General features: G+C 73.7%; 20 protein-coding genes. 5 read left to right on the top strand and 15 right to left on the bottom strand.

Going from position 1 to position 22322, the window contains the following annotated elements; translation table 11 throughout:
- Positions 1-2: 2 nt before the first annotated feature.
- From FB558_RS22450 to FB558_RS22430, 5 genes are read right to left on the bottom strand one after another with little or no spacing between them, the layout of a single operon-like run.
- Positions 3-770 (bottom strand): SDR family NAD(P)-dependent oxidoreductase, encoded by a 768-nt coding sequence (locus FB558_RS22450; RefSeq protein WP_142056382.1) that lies wholly within the window; start codon positions 768-770, stop codon positions 3-5.
- Positions 767-1654 (bottom strand): crotonase/enoyl-CoA hydratase family protein, encoded by an 888-nt coding sequence (locus FB558_RS22445; protein WP_246106664.1) that lies wholly within the window; start codon positions 1652-1654, stop codon positions 767-769. Before FB558_RS22445 ends, FB558_RS22450 begins: the two co-directional genes overlap by 4 nt.
- Positions 1651-2436 carry an enoyl-CoA hydratase/isomerase family protein gene (locus FB558_RS22440; RefSeq protein ID WP_142056380.1) on the bottom strand — a complete coding sequence of 262 codons (786 nt, stop codon included), beginning with the start codon at positions 2434-2436 and terminating at the stop codon, positions 1651-1653. The genes FB558_RS22445 and FB558_RS22440 overlap by 4 nt, the downstream gene beginning before the upstream one ends.
- 12 nt (positions 2437-2448) lie before the next feature.
- Positions 2449-3558, bottom strand: coding sequence for an acyl-CoA dehydrogenase family protein (locus FB558_RS22435; protein ID WP_142056379.1), 1110 nt, complete (start codon positions 3556-3558; stop codon positions 2449-2451).
- Positions 3555-4775, bottom strand: coding sequence for an acyl-CoA dehydrogenase family protein (locus FB558_RS22430; RefSeq protein ID WP_246106663.1), 1221 nt, complete (start codon positions 4773-4775; stop codon positions 3555-3557). The genes FB558_RS22435 and FB558_RS22430 overlap by 4 nt, the downstream gene beginning before the upstream one ends.
- Before the next feature lie 136 nt (positions 4776-4911).
- Between FB558_RS22430 and FB558_RS22425 the strand changes: the two genes are divergently transcribed.
- Complete coding sequence (locus FB558_RS22425; protein ID WP_142056377.1) at positions 4912-5532, top strand: TetR/AcrR family transcriptional regulator; 621 nt, start codon at positions 4912-4914, stop codon at positions 5530-5532.
- Between the two features lie 69 nt (positions 5533-5601).
- Positions 5602-6744: an acetyl-CoA C-acetyltransferase gene (locus FB558_RS22420; protein WP_142056376.1), complete on the top strand. Its 1143-nt coding sequence runs from the start codon at positions 5602-5604 to the stop codon at positions 6742-6744.
- Positions 6745-6820: 76 nt separating this feature from the next.
- Here FB558_RS22420 and FB558_RS22415 read toward each other — a convergent pair whose 3' ends face one another.
- The 5 genes from FB558_RS22415 to FB558_RS22395 are packed head-to-tail and all read right to left on the bottom strand — an operon-like array spanning position 6821 to position 11446.
- A complete protein-coding gene (locus FB558_RS22415) occupies positions 6821-7585 on the bottom strand; it encodes an SDR family NAD(P)-dependent oxidoreductase (protein ID WP_142056375.1) in 765 nt (254 codons plus the stop codon).
- Between the two features lie 3 nt (positions 7586-7588).
- Positions 7589-8596 (bottom strand): ABC transporter ATP-binding protein, encoded by a 1008-nt coding sequence (locus FB558_RS22410; RefSeq protein WP_246106662.1) that lies wholly within the window; start codon positions 8594-8596, stop codon positions 7589-7591.
- 8 nt (positions 8597-8604) lie between these two features.
- Positions 8605-9615, bottom strand: a complete 1011-nt coding sequence (locus FB558_RS22405) for an ABC transporter ATP-binding protein (protein ID WP_211366733.1) — start codon at positions 9613-9615, stop codon at positions 8605-8607.
- Positions 9612-10505, bottom strand: coding sequence for an ABC transporter permease (locus tag FB558_RS22400; RefSeq protein WP_142056374.1), 894 nt, complete (start codon positions 10503-10505; stop codon positions 9612-9614). The genes FB558_RS22405 and FB558_RS22400 overlap by 4 nt, the downstream gene beginning before the upstream one ends.
- A complete protein-coding gene (locus tag FB558_RS22395) occupies positions 10502-11446 on the bottom strand; it encodes an ABC transporter permease (protein WP_211366732.1) in 945 nt (314 codons plus the stop codon). The genes FB558_RS22400 and FB558_RS22395 overlap by 4 nt, the downstream gene beginning before the upstream one ends.
- 300 nt (positions 11447-11746) lie before the next feature.
- Here FB558_RS22395 and FB558_RS22390 point away from each other — a divergent pair, with 300 nt between their 5' ends.
- Genes FB558_RS22390 through FB558_RS22380 form a run of 3 tightly spaced genes read left to right on the top strand, consistent with a single transcriptional unit; the run spans position 11747 to position 16421 of the window.
- Positions 11747-13324, top strand: coding sequence for an ABC transporter substrate-binding protein (locus tag FB558_RS22390; protein WP_142056373.1), 1578 nt, complete (start codon positions 11747-11749; stop codon positions 13322-13324).
- Positions 13321-14856: an ABC transporter substrate-binding protein gene (locus FB558_RS22385; protein ID WP_142056372.1), complete on the top strand. Its 1536-nt coding sequence runs from the start codon at positions 13321-13323 to the stop codon at positions 14854-14856. The genes FB558_RS22390 and FB558_RS22385 overlap by 4 nt, the downstream gene beginning before the upstream one ends.
- Positions 14853-16421, top strand: coding sequence for an ABC transporter substrate-binding protein (locus FB558_RS22380; RefSeq protein WP_142056371.1), 1569 nt, complete (start codon positions 14853-14855; stop codon positions 16419-16421). The genes FB558_RS22385 and FB558_RS22380 overlap by 4 nt, the downstream gene beginning before the upstream one ends.
- A gap of 90 nt (positions 16422-16511) precedes the next feature.
- Here FB558_RS22380 and FB558_RS22375 read toward each other — a convergent pair whose 3' ends face one another.
- The 5 genes from FB558_RS22375 to FB558_RS22355 are packed head-to-tail and all read right to left on the bottom strand — an operon-like array spanning position 16512 to position 22294.
- A complete protein-coding gene (locus FB558_RS22375; protein WP_142056370.1) occupies positions 16512-17798 on the bottom strand; it encodes an acyl-CoA dehydrogenase family protein in 1287 nt (428 codons plus the stop codon).
- A 12-nt stretch (positions 17799-17810) separates the two neighbouring features.
- Positions 17811-18878: a phosphotransferase family protein gene (locus FB558_RS22370; protein ID WP_142056369.1), complete on the bottom strand. Its 1068-nt coding sequence runs from the start codon at positions 18876-18878 to the stop codon at positions 17811-17813.
- Positions 18865-19626 carry an enoyl-CoA hydratase/isomerase family protein gene (locus FB558_RS22365; RefSeq protein WP_142056368.1) on the bottom strand — a complete coding sequence of 254 codons (762 nt, stop codon included), beginning with the start codon at positions 19624-19626 and terminating at the stop codon, positions 18865-18867. Before FB558_RS22365 ends, FB558_RS22370 begins: the two co-directional genes overlap by 14 nt.
- Positions 19623-21368, bottom strand: coding sequence for a class I adenylate-forming enzyme family protein (locus FB558_RS22360; protein ID WP_142056367.1), 1746 nt, complete (start codon positions 21366-21368; stop codon positions 19623-19625). Before FB558_RS22360 ends, FB558_RS22365 begins: the two co-directional genes overlap by 4 nt.
- Entirely contained in the window at positions 21365-22294 is a 930-nt protein-coding gene (locus tag FB558_RS22355) for an SMP-30/gluconolactonase/LRE family protein (protein ID WP_142056366.1), read from the bottom strand. The genes FB558_RS22360 and FB558_RS22355 overlap by 4 nt, the downstream gene beginning before the upstream one ends.
- Positions 22295-22322 lie beyond the last annotated feature (28 nt).

Genomic DNA, 22322 nt, shown 5'->3' with positions numbered 1-22322 from the left:
GTTCAGAAGATCGAGTAGGCGCCGTCGACCACGATCTCGTCGCCGGTGTGGAAGCCGCCGATCCCGGCAGCCAGGTACACCGCGAGCCGCGCGAAGTCGCCCGGTTCGCCCCAGCGCCGCTGCGGCATCCGCTTCATGACGTTGCGCTCGAACGTCTCGTCGTGCAGCTTCGGCGACGCCAGCGGGGTCTCCGTCCAGCCCGCGATGATCGAGTGCGCGTTGACGCCGTACCGCGCCAGCTCCACCGCGCAGCCCTTGATCATCGCCGTGAGGCCGGCCTTGCTCGCCGCGTACGCCTGCCCGCGCGGGGCGCCGTGCACCGTCGAGACGCTGGACGTGCCCACCAGCACTCCCCCGCCGCCGCGCTCGACCATGTGCGCCGCCGCCGCGCGCAGGGTGAGGAAGGCCCCTTCCAGGTTGACCCGGGTGACCGCGCGGAAGTCCGCGAGGCTCGTCTCGACGAAGCGCGATCCCGACCCGCCCACGCCCGCGTTCGCGAAGCACGAGTCGACGCGGCCGAAGTGCTCGAGCGTGGCCGCGAAGCTCGCGGTGACGGCGTCCTCGTCGCCGACGTCGCAGCGGATCGCCCGCACGCGGGTGCCGTGCTTCGCCAGCTCCCCGGCGGCGGCCTCGTTGCGTTCGGCGTTCGTGCCCCAGACGCAGACGTCGGCGCCGCACTGCGCGAGCCCGTGCGCCATGCCGAGCCCGATCCCGGAGTTGCCTCCGGTGATCAGGGCGACGTGCCCGTCGAGGTCGAAGAGCGAGGTCACGGCATGTCCTCCGGACGGGTCGGCCAGGCGGGGACGACGTCGAGGTGGTCGGCGACCCGTCCCGGGAACGCCGGTGGCCGCTTCTCCAGGAACGCGGTGACGCCCTCCGCGGCGTCCGGGCCCTGCCCGAGCCGGAAGATCGCGTTCGAGTCGATCCGGTGCGCCTCCCACGGCGTCGACGCGCCCAGCATCGACCACAGCATCTGCCGGGACAGCGCCACGGACACCGCCGAGGTGTTCGCCGCGATCTCGGCGGCGATCCCCCGCGCCGTGGGCAGCAGCTCCGCGTCGGGGACCACGCGGGAGACGAGCCCGCCCGCGAGCGCCTCGGAGGCGTCGAACACCCGCCCGGTGGCCACCCACTCCATCGCCTGGGAGATGCCGACGACCCGGGGCAGGAACCAGCTCGAGGCCGCCTCGGGCACCAGCCCGCGGCGGGCGAACACGAAACCGAACCGCGCCGACTCGGCCGCGATGCGGATGTCAGCGGGCAGGGTCATCGTCACGCCGACGCCGACCGCGGGCCCGTTGACCGCCACGATCACCGGCTTGCGCGACGCCGCGATCCGCAGCGACACGATCCCGCCGCCGTCGCGCGGCACGCCGTCGACCGTGCCGAAGTCGGCCCGCTCCGCGACGCGCCGCTCGTCGGTGGCGTCGAACGTGCGCCCACCGCGGCCCAGGTCGGCACCCGCGCAGAACCCGCGGCCCGCGCCCGTCATCAGCACGACGCGGACGTCCTCGTCGGCGTCGGTGGCGTCGAACGCCGCAACGAGCTCGCGGGCCATCGTGGTGGTGAACGCGTTGAGCCGGTCCGGCCGGTGCAGGGTGATCGTGGCGACGCCCTCGGCGACGTCGAGCCGGATCTCCTCGAAGGCGGTCACCTGAGGGCCCACTCGCCGGTGAACACCGGGTCTCGTTTCTCGTTGAAGGCCGCGAACGCCGCCGGGGCGTCCGCCGTCGCGAAGTTGATCGCCTGGGTGCGGGCCTCGCTGGCGAGGGCGTCGCGCATCGTGCTGTCCGCTCCTTCGTGCAGCAGCGCCTTCGACTGCGCGATCGCCACCGGCGCCGCGGACGCGAGCCGCGCGCCGAGGTCGGCGACGAACCCGTCGATCTCGCCGGCCTCCACCACCCAGGTGACGAGCCCCAGCCGGTGCGCCTCGGCGCCGTCGATCATCTCCGCCAGCAGCGCCAGCCGCTTCGCCTGCTGCATCCCCACCAGCTTGGGCAGCAGCCACGACCCGCCGAAGTCCAGTGAGAGGCCCCGCTTGGCGAAGATCTGGGAGAACCGCGCGGCCGGCGTCGAGACCACGAGGTCGCAGCCGAGGGCGAGGTTCCACCCCGCCCCGACGGCGACGCCGTCCACCTTCGCCACCGACGGGACGGGGAGCTCGTGCAGCAGCAGCGCGACCTCGTTGACGCGGCGCATCCGGTCAAGGGGATGCCCCGTGGACACCCCGCCGGACAGGTCGGCACCCGCGCAGAAGTCACCACCCGCGCCGGTGAGCACGATCGCCCGCACGTCCGCCTCGTCGCGGGCGAGGGTGAGCTGCGCGCGCAGCGCGTCCCACAGCTCCCCGTTGATCGCATTCTTGCGCTTCGGGCGATTGAGCGTGAGGGTCAGCACACCGCTGTCGCGGCGGGCGAGCAGGACGTCGTCGGCCATGGGTCTCCTCCCCTACACGCCGAGCCGGTCGGCGAGGCGGGCGCGGTGCACCGCCGGGGCCCCGAGCAGCAGCTCGGCGCTCTTGGCGCGCTTGTAGAACAGGTGCGCATCGTGCTCCCAGGTGTAGCCGGTGCCCCCGTGGTACTGCACCATCCCGGTCGCGGTCGTGAACGCGGCCGGGCCGATGTAGGTCTGGGCGAGCGCGGCGGCCACGGGCAGCTCGGCGCGGTCGTGGTCGGCCGCCCACGCGGCGTAGCGCAGCACCGAGACCGCGTGCTCCCACGCGCTGTACATGTCGGCGCACCCGTGCTTGACCGCCTGGTACGAGCCGATCGGGCGACCGAACTGCACCCGCACCTTCGCGTAGTCCACGGTCAGCTCCATCGCCCGCTGCATCAGGCCCACCTGCTCGGCGGCCAGCGCCACCGCGGCGAGGTCGGCGACGACGTCGAGCGCCGCGGCCGCGTCCGCCGTCGCGAGCCGGCGCGCCGGGGTGGCGGAGAAGGCGAGCTTCGCGACGACGCGGGTCGGGTCGAGCCCGACGAGCCGGGTGCGGGTGAGGCCCGCGGCGCCGGCGTCGACGGCGAACCAGCCGGGGCCGTCCGACGTCCGGGCGAGTACCAGCACGAGGTCGGCGGTGTCGCCGGCCGGCACCGGCGTCTTCACCCCGGTGAGCACCCAGCCCCCGTCGCGTTCAGTGGCCCTGGTGGCGCCGCCGGTGCGGTCCCACTCCCCGCCGCCCTCCGCGACGGCGACGGTGCCGACCCGCTCGCCGGCGGCGAGGCCCGGCAACAGCTCGGTGCGCGCGGCGTCGTCGTCGAGCGCGAGGAGCGCGTCGGTGGCGAGCACCGCGGAGGCGAGGAAGGGCACCGGGGTGAGCGCGCGCCCCAGCTCCTCGGCGACGACCGCCCGCTCGACGTGACCCGCGCCCGCGCCGCCCAGCTCGTCGGGCACGACCAGCCCGAGCGCGCCCAGCCCGGCGAGCCCGGACCAGACCTCGGCGTCGGAGCCCGTGTCGGTGTTCATGACGGCGCGCACCCGGGCCGACGGCGCCTTGTCCGCGAGGAACTTCCGCACCGCCGCACGCAGCTCCTGCTGCTCGGCGTCCAGGACGAGCTTCACCGCCGACCCCCCTCGCGCTGCGTGCCGACCTTCAGCTCCCGGAACGGGACGTCCCGGTCCACCTGCGGTTCCTTCGGCAGGCCCAGGATCCGCTCTCCGATGATGTTGTGCTGCACCTCGTTGGTGCCGCCCGCGATGCTCGACGCCGGCGCCGAGTTGATGCCGAGCGCGAGCTCCGCCGCGCGCGCGTCGTCGGGTTCCCACGCCACCGCGTCCGCGCCGGCCAGCTGCCCGGCGACCTCGATGGCCCGCCGCAGCTGCAGGGCCCCCGCCAGCTTGGCCACCGACCCCCGCGCGCCCGGCGGGTCGCCCGCCGCCGTCTCCTGCCGCATCCGCGTGTTGAACAGCTCCAGCGCGCGTTCGTGGGCGTAGAGCTCCGCGAGGCGCTCGCGCTGCGCGGGCTCGCCCGCGACGCCGAGACGCCGGGCCAGCTCCACGAGGGAGGCGAACTCCAGCGGGTTGCTCTTCGGCTTGCGGGTGGCGCCGATCGACACCCGCTCGTGGCCCAGCATCGTCACGGCCGCGTGCCAGCCGCCGCCGACCTGCCCGATCACGTCGCCGACCGGGATCCGGACGTCGTCGAAGTACACCTCGTTGAACGGCGCGCGCCCCGACATGTCCTTCAGCGGCCGGACCGTGACGCCGGGGGCGTGCATGTCGACGATGAACATCGTCAGCCCGGCGTGCTTGGGCCGGTCCGGGTCGGTGCGCGCGAGCAGGGCGCCGAAGTCGGCGAACTGCGCGTTCGTCGTCCACACCTTCTGGCCGTTGACCACCCACTGGTCGTCGTCGAGGACCGCGCGCGTCTGCAGGCTCGCGACGTCCGACCCGGCGCCGGGTTCGGAGAACAGCTGGCACCAGATCTCCTCGCCGCGCAGCAGCTTCGGCAGGTAGCGCTGCTTCTGCTCGGGAGTGCCGAGGTCGGCGACCGTCGGCCCGCACATGCCCATCCCGATCGAGAACGGGTAGACCGGGAGGTCGTACTCGGCGGCCTCGTCGGAGAACACCTGCTGCTCGGCCGGGGTGAGGCCCTGCCCACCCACCTCCTTCGGCCAGGTGATGCCTGCGTACCCGGCGTCGTAGAGGGCGGCCTGGAACTCCCGCGCCCGGCGCAGCTGCTCCTCGGCCGTCAGCCCGGGGACCGGGGCGGGGGCGTGCGCACCGAGCCAGGCGCGCACCGAGCTGCGGAAATCCTGCGTCGCAGCGTTCTGGGTCACGTCGACCACCGTCATGCGCGGTTCCCTCCACGTCGGTGAGGCGGTAGCCGGAAACTTACCGATCAATCGTTAAGCAGACAACCTCGAGACGGGAGCCTGCGACGCGGAGCACGTCCCGATGGGTCATGCTGACGCGATGGGCACCGCACCCGCCGAGGGAGCCGGCGCGCCGGCCGTCCCGCGCGGCGGCGGCCTCGACGCCATCACCGCAGCAGCGCGCGAGATCTTCGCCGAACGCGGCTACCACGGCACCTCCATCCGCGACATCGCCAAGCGCGCGGGGCTGTCGCTGTCGGCCCTCTACTACTGGCACCCCAGCAAGCAGCACCTGCTCGCCGCCCTCGTCGAGGAGATCACCCACGACTACTTCCAGCGCTGCGACCGCGCGCTGCACGAGGCGGGCGAGGACCCGGCCGACCGGCTGCGGGCGCTCGTGCGCGTCACCGTCGAGTACCGGGTGGGTCGCCGCATCGAGAGCAACATCGCCACGCTCGAGTGGCGCAACCTCGAGCCCGAGAACCGGGACCGCCTCGCCGGCCTGCGCCGCTCCGCCACCCAGCTGTGGGCCGATCTGATCGCCGACGGGGTGCGTCGCGGCGAGTTCCACTGCCCGCACCCCGACGACGCCCGCCGCGCGATCGTCGCCGCCTGCAACGCGATCGCGCAGTGGTACGAGCCCGGCGGCGACATCTCGCTGCCCGAGCTCGCCGAGCGCTACACCCAGATCGCGCTGCGCATCGTCGACCACCGGGAGTGAGCCCCGACCCCTGCCGATCACGGGCTCCTGACTGTACGATCGTTAAGATCCGCGACGAAGGGGACATCCGTGGCTGAGGCTTACATCGTCGGCGCCGTCCGCACACCCGTCGGCACCCGCAAGGGCGCGCTGGCCGGCGTCCATCCCGCCGACCTCGGCGCCCACGTCCTGCGCGAGCTGGTGACCCGCACCGGGGTCGACCCGTCCGCGGTGGAGGACGTGATCATGGGGTGCGTCATCCAGCTCGGCCCGCAGGCGGGCGACATCGCGCGCACCGCCTGGCTGTCCGCCGGCCTGCCCCAGAGCGTGCCCGGCGTGACCATCGACCGGCAGTGCGGCTCCTCGCAGCAGGCCCTGCACTTCGCCGCCCAGGGTGTCCTGTCCGGCACCCAGGACCTCGTGGTCGCCGCCGGCGTCGAGAACATGGCCATGGTGCCCATGGGCGCCAACGCCTCGGTGATCAAGGAGCTCGGCGCGTCCCCCCGCGGCGAGGGCTGGGCCGAACGCTACGGCGACCAGGAGATCTCCCAGTTCCGCGGCGCCCAGCTGATCTGCGAGAAGTGGGGCTACGACCGGACCGCGCTCGAGCGCCTGTCCCTGGAGAGCCACCGCCGTGCGGTCCGGGCCATCGACGAGGGCCGCTTCACCGGGCAGATCGCCCCGATCGCCGGCGCCGACACCGACGAGGGCGCCCGCCGCGACACGACGTCGGAGTCGATGGCCGCCCTCAAGCCGCTGCGCGAGGGCTGGGAGATCACCGCCGCCGTCGCCAGCCAGATGTCGGTGGGCGCGGCCGCCCTGCTCGTGGCGTCCGAGCAGGCGGTGCGCACCCACGGCCTCACCCCGCTCGCCCGCGTGCACACCCTCACCGTCGTCGGCGACGACCCGGTCTACATGCTCACCGGCCCGATCCCGGCCACCCAGGCAGCGCTCGCCCGCTCCGGCCTCACGATCGACGACATCGACCTGTTCGAGGTCAACGAGGCCTTCGCCCCGGTTCCGCTCGCCTGGGCCCACGAGACCGGCGCCGACCTGGAGAAGACGAACGTCAACGGCGGAGCCATCGCACTGGGCCACCCCCTCGGCGCCACCGGGGCGATCCTGGCCACCAAGCTCGTGCACGAGCTGCAGCGCACCGGCGGCCGCTACGGCCTGCAGACGATGTGCGAGGGCGGCGGCCAGGCCAACGCGACGATCCTCGAACGCGTCTGACCCCGCAACGAACGGCACTCTCGTCGGCTAGGTAGCGACGAGAGCTTCGTTCGTTGCCGAGGGTCGCTGCGGAGGGTCAGCGCGGGGCCATGCGCAGCGCCCCGTCCAGGCGGATCGTCTCGCCGTTCAACATCGGGTTCTCCACGATCTGCACCGCCAGGCGCGCGTACTCGTCGGGCTGCCCGAGCCGCGGCGGGTTCGGCACCTGCGCACCGAGTGCCGCCTTCTTGCCCTCCTCCATCCGCCCGAGCAGCGGCGTGTCGAACAGGCCCGGCGCGATGGTGCACACCCGGATCTTGCGGCTGGCCAGGTCGCGGGCCGCCACGAGCGTCATGCCCACCACCCCGGCCTTGGACGCGGAGTAGGACGCCTGCCCGATCTGCCCGTCGAACGCGGCGATCGACGCCGTCATCACGACCACGCCGCGCTCCTCCCCGATCGGCTCCAGGCGGGCCATCCGGGCCGCGGCGAGGCGCAGCACGTTGAACGAGCCGATCAGGTTGAGGTTCACGATCTGGGTGAACCACTCGAGGTTCGCCGGGTTGCCGTCGCGGTCGACCGTGCGCTGGGCGCGCCCGCTGCCCGCGGTGTGCACGACGGCGCGCAGCTCTCCGGTCTCGGCGACGGCGTCGAGCGCGGCCTCGACCTGGTCCGGGTCGGTGATGTCGGCCGCGACGAACGTGGCGGCGGAGCCCAGCTCCTTGGCCGCCTCCGCACCCGACGACGTCGGCAGGTCGGCGATCACCACGCGGCCGCCGGCGTCGACGAGCCGGCGTGCGGTGGCCAGGCCGAGACCGGAGGCCCCGCCGGTGAGCAGGGTGGTCGTGTCGGCGATCTCCACGGATCAACTCCTCAGGTGGCAGCGGACGGTGCCCCCGCCCTCGACGGGGGTCGGCGGCGGGGCGACGTCTCGGCAGACGTCCATGGCGTGGGGGCAACGGGTGTGGAAGGCGCAACCGGTCGGCGGGTTCGCCGCATCCGGGACCTCGCCGGACAGCACGATCCGCTCGCGCTCGCGCTGGCGGCGGGGGCTGGGGATCGGCACGGCCGACAGGAGTGCCTCCGTGTAGGGGTGGGCGGGGCTCTCGAACAGCCGCTCGGTCGGCCCGGTCTCGACGATCTCGCCGAGGTACATCACGGCCACGCGGTGGGCGATGTGCCGGACGACGGCGAGGTCGTGGGCGATGAACAGGTACGACAGCCCGAACTCGGCCTGGATGTCCTCGAGCAGGTTGAGGATCTGGTTCTGGGTGGAGACGTCGAGCGCGCTCACCGCCTCGTCGCAGACCAGGAGCCGCGGGTTCAGCGCGATCGCGCGGGCGATCGCGATGCGCTGGCGCTGCCCGCCGGAGAACTCGTAGGGGTAGCGGTTCAGGTAGCGCCGGGAGAGGTTGACGTGCTCGAGCAGCTCCTCGATGCGCGCCGTGCGGTCGGCGCGGGTGAGGTGCTCGTGGGTGTCGAGCGGCTCGCCGATGCTCTCGGCGATGACCATCGCGGGGTCGAGCGAGGAGTACGGGTCCTGGAAGACCATCTGCATCCGCCGCCGCACGGCCCGCAGCTCGGCACCGCGCAGGTGCGTGATGTCCTGACCGTCGAGCCGGATGCGGCCCCGGGTGGGTTCGACGAGCCGCAGCATGGCACGGCCGGTGGTCGACTTCCCCGACCCCGACTCCCCCACCAGCCCGACCGTCTCCCGCTCGCCGATCTGCAGGTCCACGGCACGCACGGCGCGCAGCGGCACCGGCCGCGCGAGCACGCCGCGGCGCAGCCGGAACTCCACGTGCAGGTCCTCGACCTCGGCGACGGGCACCTCGCCCCGCTCGCCGCCCGCGGCCTTCTCGGTGGCCGGCACCGCGCGGCTCACTCGGTGCCCCGCAGCGTCAGCTCGTGCACCCGCAGGCAGCGGCTCGCGCGCGCGGGCGGCAGCGTGCGCAGCTCCACCCGCCCGCCGGTGTCGCCCTCGCGGCACCCGGCCAGTGCGTGCCGGCAGCGCGGGTGGAACCGGCACCCGGTGGGCATCGCGTCCGGCGACGGCGTGCGGCCCGGGATCGTCGCCAGCCGGCCCGCCCGGCCGGTGAGCTGGGGCATCGCGGTCATCAGCGCCTCCGTGTAGGGATGGCGGGGGCGGTGGTAGAGGTCGTCGATCCCGGCCTGCTCGACGACCTGGCCCGCGTACATGACGACGGCCCGGTCGCAGATGTCGGCGACCACGCCCAGGTCGTGGGTGACGAACACGACCGCGGTGCCGAACTCGTCGCGCATCGCGCGCATGAGGTCGAGCACCTGAGCCTGGATGGTGACGTCGAGGGCGGTCGTCGGCTCGTCGGCGATGATCACCTTCGGCTCGCACGCCATCGCCATCGCGATCATGACGCGCTGCCGCATGCCGCCGGAGAACTCGTGCGGGTAGCTGCGGGCGCGGCGCCCGGCGTCCGGGATGCCGACGCGGTCGAGCACCTCGACGGCGCGGGCCGACGCCGCCCGCCGGGATCCGCCGCGGTGGCGGCGCACCACCTCGGCGATCTGGTCGCCCACCCGGAACGCCGGGTCCAGGCTCGTCATCGGCTCCTGGAAGATCATCGAGATCTCGTCGCCGCGCAGCGCCTCCAGCTTCCGCCGCGGCATCCCGATGAGCTCGACGCCGTCGAGGCGCACGCTGCCGCGGGTGGTGCGCGCCGACCGGTCGGGCAGCAGGCCGAGCGCTGCGAGGCTGGTGACGGTCTTGCCCGAGCCCGACTCGCCGACCAGGCCGACGGTCTCGCCGCGGCCGACGGCGAACGAGACGCCGTCGAGCACGGTGACCCAGCCGTCGTCGGTGGCGAACTGCACCTCGAGGTCCTCGACGGCCAGCACCGGATCGGCGATGCTCATGATCCCCTCCGCACCTCTCGGCCGAGCGAGTCGCGCAGCCCGTCGCCGAGGAGGTTGAAGGCCAGCACGGTGAGCGCGATGAGCAGGCCGGGGAACACGGTGAGCCATGGCGCCGCCGCGGTGTAGCGGAACCCGCGTTCGATCATCGAGCCCCAGCTGGCATCGGGCGGCTGGACGCCCAGCCCGAGGAACGACAGGCTCGCCTCGGCGAGCATCGCCATCGCCGCCGCCAGCGACACCTGCACCACCAGCGGGGACAGCGCGTTGGGCACCACGTGCCGGGCGATCACCGTGCGCGTCCGGGTGCCGATCGAGCGCGACGCCTCGATGAACGTCTCCTCCCGGATGGCGAGCACCGTGCCGCGCACGAGCCGCACGAAGCGCGGCGCGAAGATCACGCCGATGACGAACATCGCGTTGGTGAGGCTGGGTCCGAGCACCCCGACGAAGGCGATGGCGAGGATCAGCGGCGGGAAGCTCATCAGGGCATCGGTGATCCGCATGATCACCGCGTCGACCCGGCGGCCCGCGTACCCGGCCACCAGCCCGGGCACGACGCCGAGCGCGACCGCGACGCCGACCGCCTGCGCCGCCGCGAGCAGCGAGATCCGCCCGGCGTACAGCGCGCGGCTGTAGACGTCGCGGCCGAGCTCGTCGGTGCCCAGCACGTGCGCGCCGCCGGGCTGCTGCAGCACCCCGGACAGGTTCTGCTCCAGCGGGTCGTGGGTGGCGAGCAGCGGGGCGGCGACCGCCGCGAGGGTGACCAGCACGAGGAAGCCGAGCGCGACCAGGGCCGGGTACTGCCGGCGGAAGCGGCGCAGGAACCGCGCCCTCGCCGACAGCTCGGGGGTGGCGATCGCCTCCTGCTCCTCCAGCGCCGAGAGCGTCATGCCTGCCTCACCTTCGGGTTGAGGTAGCCGTAGGACAGGTCGACGGCGAGGTTCACGAGCATCACGACCACCGCGGTGACCACGACGATCCCCTGGATCATCGGGATGTCGCGCTGCAGCACCGCCCGGATCGCGAGGTCGCCGAGCCCGGGCAGGCCGAAGACCCGCTCGACGATCACCGAGCCGCCGAGCAGGAACCCGATCTGGAAGCCGATCACCGTGACGACCGGCACCGCGGCGTTCTTCAGCCCGTGCTTGGCGATCACGGTGGAGCCGCGCAGGCCGTTGGCCCGCGCGGTGCGGATGAAGTCCTGCTGCATCACGTCGTGCAGCGACCCGCGCAGCTGGCGCGTGATCTCCGCGGCCGCGGCGGTGCCCAGCGTGAGGCCGGGCAGCACCAGGTTGTGCGCCCACGCCCCGACGCCCTCGGAGAGCGGCGTGTAGCCGACCGCCGGGAAGATCGGGAACATCAGCGCGAACGCGATGATCAGCAGGATCCCCACCCAGAAGTTCGGCAGCGAGATCCCGACGGACGCGAACAGGGTGGCGGCGCGGTCGGGCCAGCGGCCCCGGTGCACCGCCGCGACGATGCCGGCGGGCACGGCGATGAGCAGCGCCACCAGCATGGCCGCGACCGTCAGGGCGATCGTCACCGGGAACCGGGCGAGGATCGCCCCGCTGACCGACTCGTTGCTGAACAGCGAGGTGCCCAGGTCGCCCTGCACGGCCGAGCCTGCCCAGGCGACGTACTGGACGAGCACGGGGTCGTTGAGCCCGAGGCGTTCCCGCGTGGCCTCGATCTGCTCCTCGGTGGCGTTCTCGCCCGCGATCGTGATCGCGGGGTCGCCGGGGATCATCAGAACGAGCGCGAACACGCCGAGGGAGACCAGGAACAGCAGCGGAACGATCATCAGGATGCGCCGGAGCGCGTACTGCAGCACGGGGCCCACCTCGCTGTGGCCGATGATCGGTCGATGGGTCGGGCGATAGGTGGAAATGCGGAGCGGCGGCCGCCACCGCATCTCTACTAAACGATCGCTAAGTAAGGTAGCGTCCGTCACGCCGCCGGTCAACATCCCGGCCACCAGCGCAAACACCGACCATCGCCGCGGTCACCGCCGCGGCAGCCGGGCCTGCCCGCCCCCGAACACGGGCGGGGAAACCCGAGCTCCGAACGTCTCCCGCACGTCCTGTGCATTCGGCCGAGAAGAACCCGCGGAACCGGAAGGTGGACCGGAACAATGGCGCTCCGCACCCTCGCCCCCGCTCTCGCCGCACTCGTCGCGGCCGCGTTGCTCGTCGCGGGGTGCGCCCCGATCAGACCCGTCGGCCAGGGCGGGGACGCGACCGCGCCGGCCGCCCCCGTCTCGCCCGAGGACCTCGACCCCGAGGCCACCCTGCGGTTCGCCGACGCCGTCGGCCCGAGCCGGTTCGACCCGCACCGGTCCACGATCGGCCAGGACATCCGGTTCTTCGCCCCGGTCTACGACCGCCTGGTGCACCTGTCCGCGGAGGGCGAGCCGATCCCCGGTCTCGCCACGGAGTGGGCGTGGGAGGACGACGGGCACACCTTGGCGCTGTCGCTGCGCGAGGGCGTCACCTTCCACGACGGCACGCCGTTCGACGCCGAGGCGGTGCGCGCGAACATCGAGCGGGCCAAGACCGTCGAGGGCTCGTCGGTGTCGGCCGACCTCGCCTCGATCGCCACCGTCGAGGTGGTCGACCCGCACACCGTGCGGCTGCGCCTCTCGGAGCGCAACAGCATGCTGCTCGGCCTGCTCTCGCACCGGGCGGGCGCGATGGTGAGCCCCACCGCGTTCGACGACCCCGACCTCGACCTCGCCCCCGTGGGCACCGGGATGTACCGGGTGCGGGAGTACCGGCCGAACGACACGATCTTCTACGAGCGCAACGACGACTACTGGGACGAGAGCGTCGTCGGTGTGCGCCACCTCGAGCTGCGGATCCTGCCCGACGAGGTCACCCGCATGAACGCGCTGCGCACCGGCGAGGTCGACCTCGCGCTGCTGTCCGGCCGGCTCGTCCCGGAGGCCGAGGCGCTGCCCGACATCACCGTGCACCGCGGCGTCACGCTGACCTACCTCGTGCTCTACCTCAACCGCGCCCGGTCGGAGTTCGACGACCCGCGGGTGCGGCAGGCGCTCAACCACGCGATCGACCGCCGGTCGATCGCCGAGGGCATCTACTTCGGCGCGGCCCAGCCGACGGTGCAGCCGTTCCCGGAGGGCTACTTCGCGCACGACCCGGACTACCCGGGCGACCACTACGCCTACGACCCCGAACGCGCCCGGCAGCTGCTCGCCGAGGCCGGGCTGGCGGGCGGCTTCGAGTTCGAGATGCTGGTGACCGCGCTGGGCACCTACGTGCAGGTCGGCGAAGCCGTGCAGAACATGCTGGCCGAGATCGGGGTGACCGCGAACATCCGCTCGGTCGAGGCGGCGCAGACCGCCGACGTCTACTACCGCCAGCAGCAGGGCGACGCGCTGATCTCCCAGTGGGGCGGGCGCCCTGACCCGTCGATGACGATCGAACTGCAGTTCACCGGGGAGGGCTTCTCCAACCCGGGCCGGCACACCACACCCCGGCTCGAGGAGCTGCACCGGCAGGCGCTCGACAGCCTCGACCCCGCGCAGCGCCGCGACCTGATCCACCAGGCCGTCGGCGAGATCGTCGACCAGGCGTTCCAGGCGCCGATCGTGTCCGACGAGTCGGTGATCGCCACCGCCGACCACGTCGTCGGCTTCGAGACGCTCGTGACCGGCCAGATCAACTTCCGCACGCTCGGGGCGCGGCGGTGAGGGCGCGACGCGTGGTGGCCGCGCTCGCCGGGCTGCTGGCGCTGCTGCTCGCCGGGTGCGCCCCGATCCCGCAGTCGGCCGACTCGGCGGCCGCCGCGGGCGAGCCGGGCACCTTCCGCTACGCCTACGAGCTCTCGCCCAGCCGGCTGGACCCGCATCGCGCCAGCATCAGCCAGGACGGCGTCACCCTGTTCCCCGCCTACGACCGGCTGGTGCACCTCTCCCCGGAGGGCGAACCGGTGCCCGGGCTGGCCGCCGCCTGGGAGTGGGAGGACGCGCTGACGCTGCGGCTGGAACTGCGCGAGGGCGTCACGTTCCACGACGGCACGCCCTTCGACGCCGCGGCCGTGCGCACCAACATCGAGCGGGCCAGGACCGTCGAGGGCTCGGCGGTGCGCACCGAGCTGGATCCCGTGCAGTCGGTGGAGGTCCGCGACCCGCGCACGGTGGCGCTGCACCTGTCCTACCCCGCTACGTCACTGCCCGCCGCGCTGTCCGACCGGGCGGGCGCGATGATCAGCCCGGCCGCGCTGGCCGACCCGGCGGTCGACCTCGACCAGGTCGCCGTCGGCGCCGGGCCCTACCGGATGGTCGAGCACCGGCGCGACGAGCTCACGCGCTTCGAGCGCTTCCCGCAGTACTGGGACCCGCCGGCCGCGGCGGCGCAGCGCCTGGAGATCCACCACATCGCGGAGTCCACCACCCGGCTCAACGCCGTGCGGACCGGTGTGGTCGACGCGACGCGGGTGCCGCCTGCGATGCTCGCGCAGGCGGAGGCGACCGGCCTGCGGACCGAGGTGGCCGGCTCGCTCAACTTCTCCTACTTCGTGCTGAACCGCTCCCGCCCGATCTTCGCGGACGTGCGTGTCCGCCGGGCGATCAACCACGCCCTGGACCGCGAGGCGATCCGACAGGGCGTGTACCTCGGCCACGCCACCATCGAGGCGCAGCCGTTCGTCGAGGGGTACTGGGCGCACCACCCCGGGCTCGGCGACGAGGCGATCCGGCACGACCCGCAGCTCGCCCGGCAGCTGCTGGCCGAGGCCGGCCACCCCGGCGGTCTGGCGTTCCGAGCCGTGATCCCGACCGGCCCGGACTTCCTCCCGCTGGCCGAGGCGATGCAGAACCAGCTGGCCGCGGTGGGCATCGACATGGAGATCGTGCCCGCCGAGCCCGACACGATGGGCGACCTGATGTTCGTGCAGGAACGCTACGACGCCATGATCGCGTCCTGGGGCCCCCGCGCGGACCCCTCGATGACCGTGGCCACGCGCTACACGGCTGACGGCTTCGGCAACCCGGGCGGGCACAGCACTCCCCGGCTGGAGGAGCTGCACCGGCAGGCGCTGCGCACGCTGGACCAGCAGCAGCGCGCGGTCGTGCTGCACGAACTGGTGGCCGAGGTCGTCGACCAGGTGCTGGAGATCCCGGTGATCTTCCCGCACGACGTCTACGTCACGTCCCCCCGCGTGCAGGGGCTCGAGCCGCGGTTGATGCACCGGCCGGAGTTCCGGGGGGTGGCGGTCTCATGAGCGCTCCCGTCCGGTCATCGGCGGCGCGGCTCGCCGTCGGCCTGCTCGCCCTGTTCACGCTGCTGCTGACCGCCTGCGCTCCCATCGCGCCCGCCGGCCCGACCGCCGCCGCCCCGACCGGTCCCGCCGACCCGGAGGCCGTCTTCCGCTGGGCCAACGCCGTCGGGCTGAGCCGCTTCGACCCGCACCGCGCGACGTCGAGCAACGACAACACGCACCTGTTCCTCACCTACGACCGGCTCGTGCACACCGACGCCGACGGGCAGCCGGTGCCCGGCCTGGCCACCGACTGGGCGTTCAGCGCCGACGGCCTGGCCCTGGACCTCGCGCTGCGCGAGGGCGTCGCGTTCCACGACGGCGTCCCGTTCGACGCCGCGGCCGTGCGGGCCAACATCGAGCGGGCGAAGACCGTGGAGGGCTCGGCGGTCGCGCCGGAGCTGGCGGCGGTGGAGTCGGTCGAGGTCACCGGGGCGCACGCCGTTCGGCTGCACCTGAACGCGCCGAACGCGGCGCTGCCGCTGGTGCTGTCCGACCGGGCGGGCGCGATGGTCAGCCCCGCGGCCTTCGACGACCCCGGTCTCGACCAGAACCCGGTGGGCGCCGGCATGTTCCGGGTGACGGACTACCAGCCGGGCGCGCGCATCTCCTACCGCGCGGCGCCCGGCTACTGGGATCCCGGCGCCGTCCGGGTCGCCGGGGTCGACATGGTCATCTACACCGACCCCGTCACGCGGCTCAACGCGCTGCGCACCGGCGAGACCGACGCCACCGTGCTCTCCCCCGACCAGGTCGAGGAGGCCCGCGCCACCGGCATCCGCGTCGAGCCGGGGCGCACCACGAACTTCTGGTACTTCCAACCCAACAGGGCCCGCTCGGAGTTCGCCGACGTGCGGGTGCGGCGGGCGCTGTGGCACGCGATCGACCGGCAGGCGCTGGTGGACGCGCTCGCCCGCGGCTACGGCGAGCTGTCCGCGCAGCCGGTGCCGGAGTGGAGCTTCGCCCACGACCCGGGCATCGGCCCCGACCCCTACCCGCACGACCCGCAGCGCGCCCGCGACCTGCTCGCCGAGGCCGGGCTGGCCGACGGGTTCACGTTCGAGGCCCTGGTGTCGGCGAGCCCGGACGTGCAGCGCCACGCCGAGGCGATCCAGGCCGACCTCGCGGCCGTCGGGATCACGATGCAGATGCGGGTGCTGGAGGGCGCGCAGATCACCGACGTGTTCTTCGGCCGCGAGGAGGGCGACCTGCTGCTCGGCCCCGGCGGCGGGCGGCCCGACCCGGCCCAGACCACCGGGCTGCGCTACACCCCGGGCGGGTTCATGAACCCTGGCGACCACACCACCCCCGAGCTGCAGCGGCTGCAGCAGGAGGTGCTGGCCGCCACCGACCCGCAGCAGCGCACCGCGGCCTTCCACGACCTCATGGCCGAGTTCGTGGACGCGGCCCCCGAGGTGATCCTCTACTACGCGACGCCCCCGGTGGCGCTGTCGCCGCAGGTGCTGCACTTCGAGCCGGGCCTGGCCGACCGGCCGGAGTTCCGCGGGGTGGCGAAGGCGGGAGTGTGAGGCGCCGCAAGCGCCACTCCGCACACCCAGTGGCCACTTCGCACAAGGCGGGCCCTGTGCGAAGTGGCAGCTGGATGTGCGGAGTGCCCCTCAGGCTCCTACCGACGCCGCGTCCAGGAGGTGGGCGAACTTCGCCCGCGCCGCCTCCCGCCGCGTCGGGACGTGCTCGGTCGGCACCTCGCGGGGCTCGTAGTCCTTGAGGACGCGGCGCGCCACCGTGACCTTGTGGACCTCGTCCGGGCCGTCGTAGATGCGCGCGGCGCGAGCGTGGCGGTACATCGACTCCAGCGGCAGGTCGGTGGTGTAGCCGAGCGAGCCGTGCACCTGGACGGCGCGGTCGATCACGTTGTAGAGCACGGTGGCGCCGTAGAACTTGATCATCGCGATGTCGGTGAGCGCCGCGGCCGTGCCGCCCTGGTCCATCTTCCAGGCGGCCTGCAGCGTCATCAGCCGGGCCGCGGTCATCTCGGCGGCCGAGGTGGCGATCCAGTCCTGCACCATCTGCTTGTCGGCCAGGACCGAGCCGTGCGTGTACCGCGACACCGCGCGCTCGCACAGCATGTCGAAAGCTCGCTTCGACTGCCCGAGCCAGCGCATGCAGTGGTGGATGCGGCCCGGGCCGAGGCGCTTCTGGGCGAGCAGGAAGCCCTCGCCCTCGTTGCCGATGAGGTTCTCCACCGGCACCCGCACGTCCCGGTAGACGATCTCCGCGTGCCCGCCGGGCCGGCCGGGGTGCTCGTGCGGGTCGCCCATCGTCGGCACGTCGCGCAGGATGTCGACGCCCGGCGTGTCGGTGGGCACCACGAACATCGACGCCCGGCGCCGCGGTGGGCCGTCGGGGTTGGTGACGGCCATGAGGATGAGGAAGTCGGCCACCGAGCCGTTCGAGGTGAACCACTTGTGCCCGTTCACCACGTACTCGTCGCCGACGCGCTCCGCGCGCGTGGTGAGCAGCGTCGGGTCGGCGCCCGCCCCCGGCTCGGTCATCGAGAACGCGCTGCGCAGCGTCCCGTCCAGCAGCGGCTGCATCCACCTGCGCTTCTGCTCCTCGTTCGCGCCGACGGCGAGCAGCTCGGCGTTGCCGGAGTCGGGCGCGTTGTTGCCGAAGACCGCGGGTGCGTACGCGCACTGGCCGAGGATCTCGTGCATCAGGCCCAGCCTGACCTGCCCGAACCCCTTGCCGCCCAGCTCCGGGGGCAGGTGCGCCGCCCACAGCCCGCGGGCCTTGACCTCCTCCTTCATCGGCGCGGTGGCCCGCGCGAGCGCGGGCCCGTCGAGGTCGAGCGTCTCGAGCGGGATGATCTCCTCGCGGACGAACCCGCGCATCCACTCGAGCTTCTCCTCGAACTCCGGCTCGGTCGAGAAATCCCAGGCCATGCGTTTCCTTCCTCAGATCCCCAGTTGACGTAGGGCGTCGCGGGCGGCCTCACCGAGCCGCGCGCCCTGCTCGGCCCGCGCCCGTGCCTCGGCCAGGTAGCCGTCGTCGGCCATGTGCCCCGCCAGGTAGCGGGCCTGCACCCCGGCCCCGATGCACGCCGAGCGCCAGCGCGAGAACGCCACCCAGTACGGCAGGTTCGACACGTCGCGGCCGGACAGCCGCGCGTAGCGCTGCACCAGCTCGGCACGGCGGGGCGAGCCGGGAGCGGTGCTCGGCCCCGGCGTGGTCGCCGCGGTCTCCTCCCCCGGGTCCTGCCAGCTCGACGCCAGCCACCCCAGGTCGGCCAGCGGGTCACCCGTGGTGGCGAGCTCCCAGTCGAACACCGCCCGGACCGTGCCGTCCGCACCGAAGGCCATGTTGCCCGGGCGGTAGTCGCCGTGGACGACGCCCGTGCTCTGCCGCGGCACGTGCGCGACGAGCAGGTCGTGCACCTCGTCGAGCAGCGCCACCTCGGTCGCCATCGCGGGCAGCTGCGCCGCCGAGGCGTGCAGCTGGGCGTGCCAGCGCCGCAGCTGCCGCTCGACGTAGCCGGTGCGGCGCACCAGGTCGCCCAGGCCGACCTCGGCCGGGTCGAGCGCGTGCAGCGCGACGAGCACCTCGACCAGGTGCTCCCCGGCGCGGGCGCACGCCGGAGCACCCAGGGCCACGCCGGCATCGTGGTCGGCGAGCACCCGCCCCTCGACGAAGCCCATGACGTAGAACTCCGCGCCGGTGACCCCGGGGTCGGCGCAGTAGGCCAGCGGCGGCGCCACCGGGACGGCGGTGGGCGCGAGCGCCGAGATGAACCGCCATTCCCGGCTCATGTCGTGCGCGGTCGCCAGTACGCCGCCCATCGGGGGGCGGCGTAGCGCGTAGCCGCGGCCGGCGGCGTCGGTGATCCGGTAGGTGAGGTTGGACCGGCCGCCGGACACCAGCGCGAACTCCACCGGCGCGACGAGACCGTCGACGTGCGCGGCCAGCCAGGGCACCACCCGGGCCCGGTCGACGCCCGCGAGGTGGGTGTCCTCACCGACCGACATACTGCGGCTCCCGCTTCTCCAGGAACGACCGCACACCCTCGCGGTGGTCCTCGGTGGCGAACAGCTCGCCGAGCGTGCTGCTCACCCACACACCCAGGTCGCTCCAGTCCGGGTCCAGAGCCCGGCGCAACCCGCGCTTGAGCGCGGCGACGGCGAGCGGCGGGTTGGCCGCGATCGCACGGGCCCGTTCCAGCGCGGCGGGCAGCAGCTCATCGTCGTCGACGACGCGGCCGACCAGCCCGATCCGCTCGGCCCGCTCGGAATCGATCACCTCGCCGGTGAACAGCAGCTCCGCCGCCCGCTCCCGGCCCACCAGCTGGGCCAGCCGCGCGATGCCCGCCACGTCGCTGCACAGCCCGCGCTTGACGAACAGCTCGCCGAACCTCGCGCGCCGCGCCGCGATGCGCAGGTCGGCCATCAGCGCGAGCTCCATGCCCCAGCCGACGGCGGGCCCGTTGACGGCCGCGATGACCGGCACGTCGGTCTGCAGCAGCGCGCCCGCGGCCGGGGTGAGCCGGGGCGCCGGCCGCGGCGGGGCGCCCTCGCCACCGTTCATCAGCTCGCGCACGTCGTCGCCGGAGCAGAACGAGCGACCCGCCCCGGTGATCACGAGCACCCGCGCGGTGGTGGTGCGCACGAGCTCGGTGAGCTCGTCGTAGGTGCGCCGCCGCAGGGCGTTGTGCACGTCCGGCCGGTCCAGCGTCACCACGCCGACGTGGCCGTCGACCTCGTAACGGACGTCGCTCACACCTCTGCCCCCCTCAGCTGCGCGGCGACCGGGCCGCGGAGATCGCGTTTGAGCACCTTCCCGCTCGGGGTCCGCGGCAGCGGCTCGTCGCGGAACACCACGTACGCGGGCACCTTGAACGACGCCAGGCGCTCGCCGACGTGCCGGCGCAGCGCGTCGGCCACGTCCGGGCCGGGCGTGCCGGACCGCAGGTGGACGACCGCGACCGCCTCCTCCCCCAACGACTCGTGCGGGACGCCGACGATCGCGACGTCCCCGACGGCCGGGTGCTCGAACAGCGCGGCCTCGACCTCGGCGCAGTAGATGTTCTCCCCGCCGCGGATCACGACGTCCTTCATCCGGTCGACGACGTAGACCCAGCCGTCGCGCACGCGCCCCAGGTCGCCGGTGTGGAACCAGCCGTCGGTGAACGACGCCGCGGTGGCCTCCGGGTTGTTCCAGTAGCCGCGGACGATGTTCGGGCCCCGGAACCACAGCTCGCCGACCTCGCCGCCGGGGGCGTCCTCCCCGGTCGCCGGGTCGACGACGCGCACGTCCGCGCCCGGCACGCAGCGCCCGACGCTGTCGGGGTGGCTCACGTAGTCGGCGCCGCTGTTGGACACGACGGCCGAGGTGGTCTCGGTGAGGCCGTAGCCGTTGGCGGGCGCGACGAGCGAGGCCAGGCCCGCGTCGATGCGTCCGATCAGGTCCGGGGGCACCGGCGTGCCGCCCATGCTGATCCCGGCGAGCGTCGCGACCCGCTGCGGGTCGGCGCTCGCGTCCTCGACGAGCTGGCGCATCACCGTCGGGACCCCGGAGACGCCGGTGAGCGACTCGCGGCGGACCAGTTCGATGGCCTCGGCCCGGTCCCACCTGTACTGCGTGGCGAGCTTCGCTCCCGCGTGCAGGGAGTAGCAGAGGCTGGTGATCCCGGCGATGTGGAACAACGGGAACGTGCACAGCCCGCCCTGCTGCGGGGCGTCCGGGTCGGGGACGGGCGGCACGCCGCCGTTCGCGATCGTGGCGCCGACGTAGGCGCCGAGCCGGGTGTTGCGGACGTTCGTGCAGTGGTTGCGGTGGGTACCGATCGCGCCCTTGGGCCGGCCGGTCGTGCCCGAGGTGTAGAGGATGGTGGCGTCGTCGTCGGGCTCCACGTCCGCGTCGGGCAGCGTCGCGTGGGGGTCGAGCGCGGCGAGGAGGTCGGCCCAGCGCCGCGCACCGGGCACCGGCCGCTCCCCGCCCCGCACCTCGATCAGCGGGATCCCGCCGAGCTCGGGCAGCTGCGGGGCGATCAGCGCCGCGCGCTCCGCGTCGGCGACCACGAGCCGCGCCCCGGAGTCGGCCAGCGCGTAGCGCAGCTCGGCGGCCGACCACCACGCGTTGAGCGGCACCACGACGACACCGACGGCCTGGGCGGCGAAGAACACCGTCGACCACTCCGGGTAGTTGCGCATCGTGACCGCGAGGCGGTCGCCCTTGCGCAGCCCGAACTCCCCCGTCAGGCGGTGCGCGAGCCCGGCCGTCTGCCGCAGGTGCTCGGCGAAGGTCCAGCGCTGCGTGCCGTACACCTGGTAGGTGCGGTCCCCGAACGCCGCGCTCTCCCGCAGCACCTCGCGCAGGGTCTGCGGGCCGCCGGAGTAGACGCGCATCGGGATGCCCCGCACCACGTGGTCGACGATCTCGAACTCGGCGCCCGGCGCGGTGAACCGGGCGGTGAGCGCCGCCCGTGGGCTCACGGCCGTGCTGCTCCCGGGCGCGCTCACGCCGTGAACGCCAGGTCGAGGCCCGCGCCGGCCCACTCCAGGGCGTAGAGGACCCCCCGCCCGGACGAGGTGACGTAGGCGGTGTTGGAGTCGGCCCCGGCGAAGCAGATGTTGGTGACGAACGGGTCGGGTTCCGGGACCGGCACCTGCCGCAGCAGCGTGCCGTCCGGCGCGAGCACGCTCACCGCCCCGGTGACCAGGGTGGCGACGCAGACGTTGCCGTCACCGTCGACGGCGAGCGAGTCGAGCATCTGGTACCCGGCGAACCCGTGCAGCAGCCGCGCCCCGCCCGCCCCGACGCCGCCCTCGGCCGGTTGCACGCGGCCCGGGCCGGGGACGTCCCAGCACCAGACCCGCCCGGGCCCGGTCTCGGCGACGTAGACCCGCGATCCGTCCGGGGACAGGCCGACCCCGTTGGGCTGCACGAGCGGGTGCACGACCTCGGTGATCGACGAGCCGTCGGGCCGTGCGTAGTAGAGGGCGCCGGTGTCGCTCTCGCGCGCCCTGGCCTTGCCCAGATCGGTGAACCAGAACCCGCCGTCCGCGTCGAACACGATGTCGTTGGGTCCGCGCAGCGGTCGCCCGTCGCAGGAGGTGTAGAGGTCGGTGACGGTGCCGGCGCCCGGCCCGTCGAGGACGACGCGCTGGATGCGACCGCCGATGTAGTCGGCGGGCTGGCGGCCCGGCGCGGTGATCCCGTTCCGCTCGTGCCACTCGAAGCCGCCGTTGTTGCAGACGTAGGCGGCGCCGTCGGGGCCGATCGCGGCGCCGTTGGGACCGCCGCCCAGCTCGGCCACGACGCTCACCCGCCCGTCGGGCGCAACGCGCGAGAGCGTGCCGCGCTTGATCTCGACGAGCAGGACGCTGCCGTCGCGCAGCGCGATCGGTCCTTCGGGGAACTGCAGCCCCGTGGTGACAGGACGCATCCGGGTTCCGGCGGTGGGGTCGGCACTG

The sequence above is a fragment of the Pseudonocardia kunmingensis genome (assembly GCF_006716445.1).
Taxonomy (GTDB): Bacteria; Actinomycetota; Actinomycetes; order Mycobacteriales; family Pseudonocardiaceae; genus Pseudonocardia; species Pseudonocardia kunmingensis.
The sequence above is the reverse complement of the archived record's forward strand: the minus strand, read 5'-3'. Positions and strand labels throughout refer to the sequence as shown.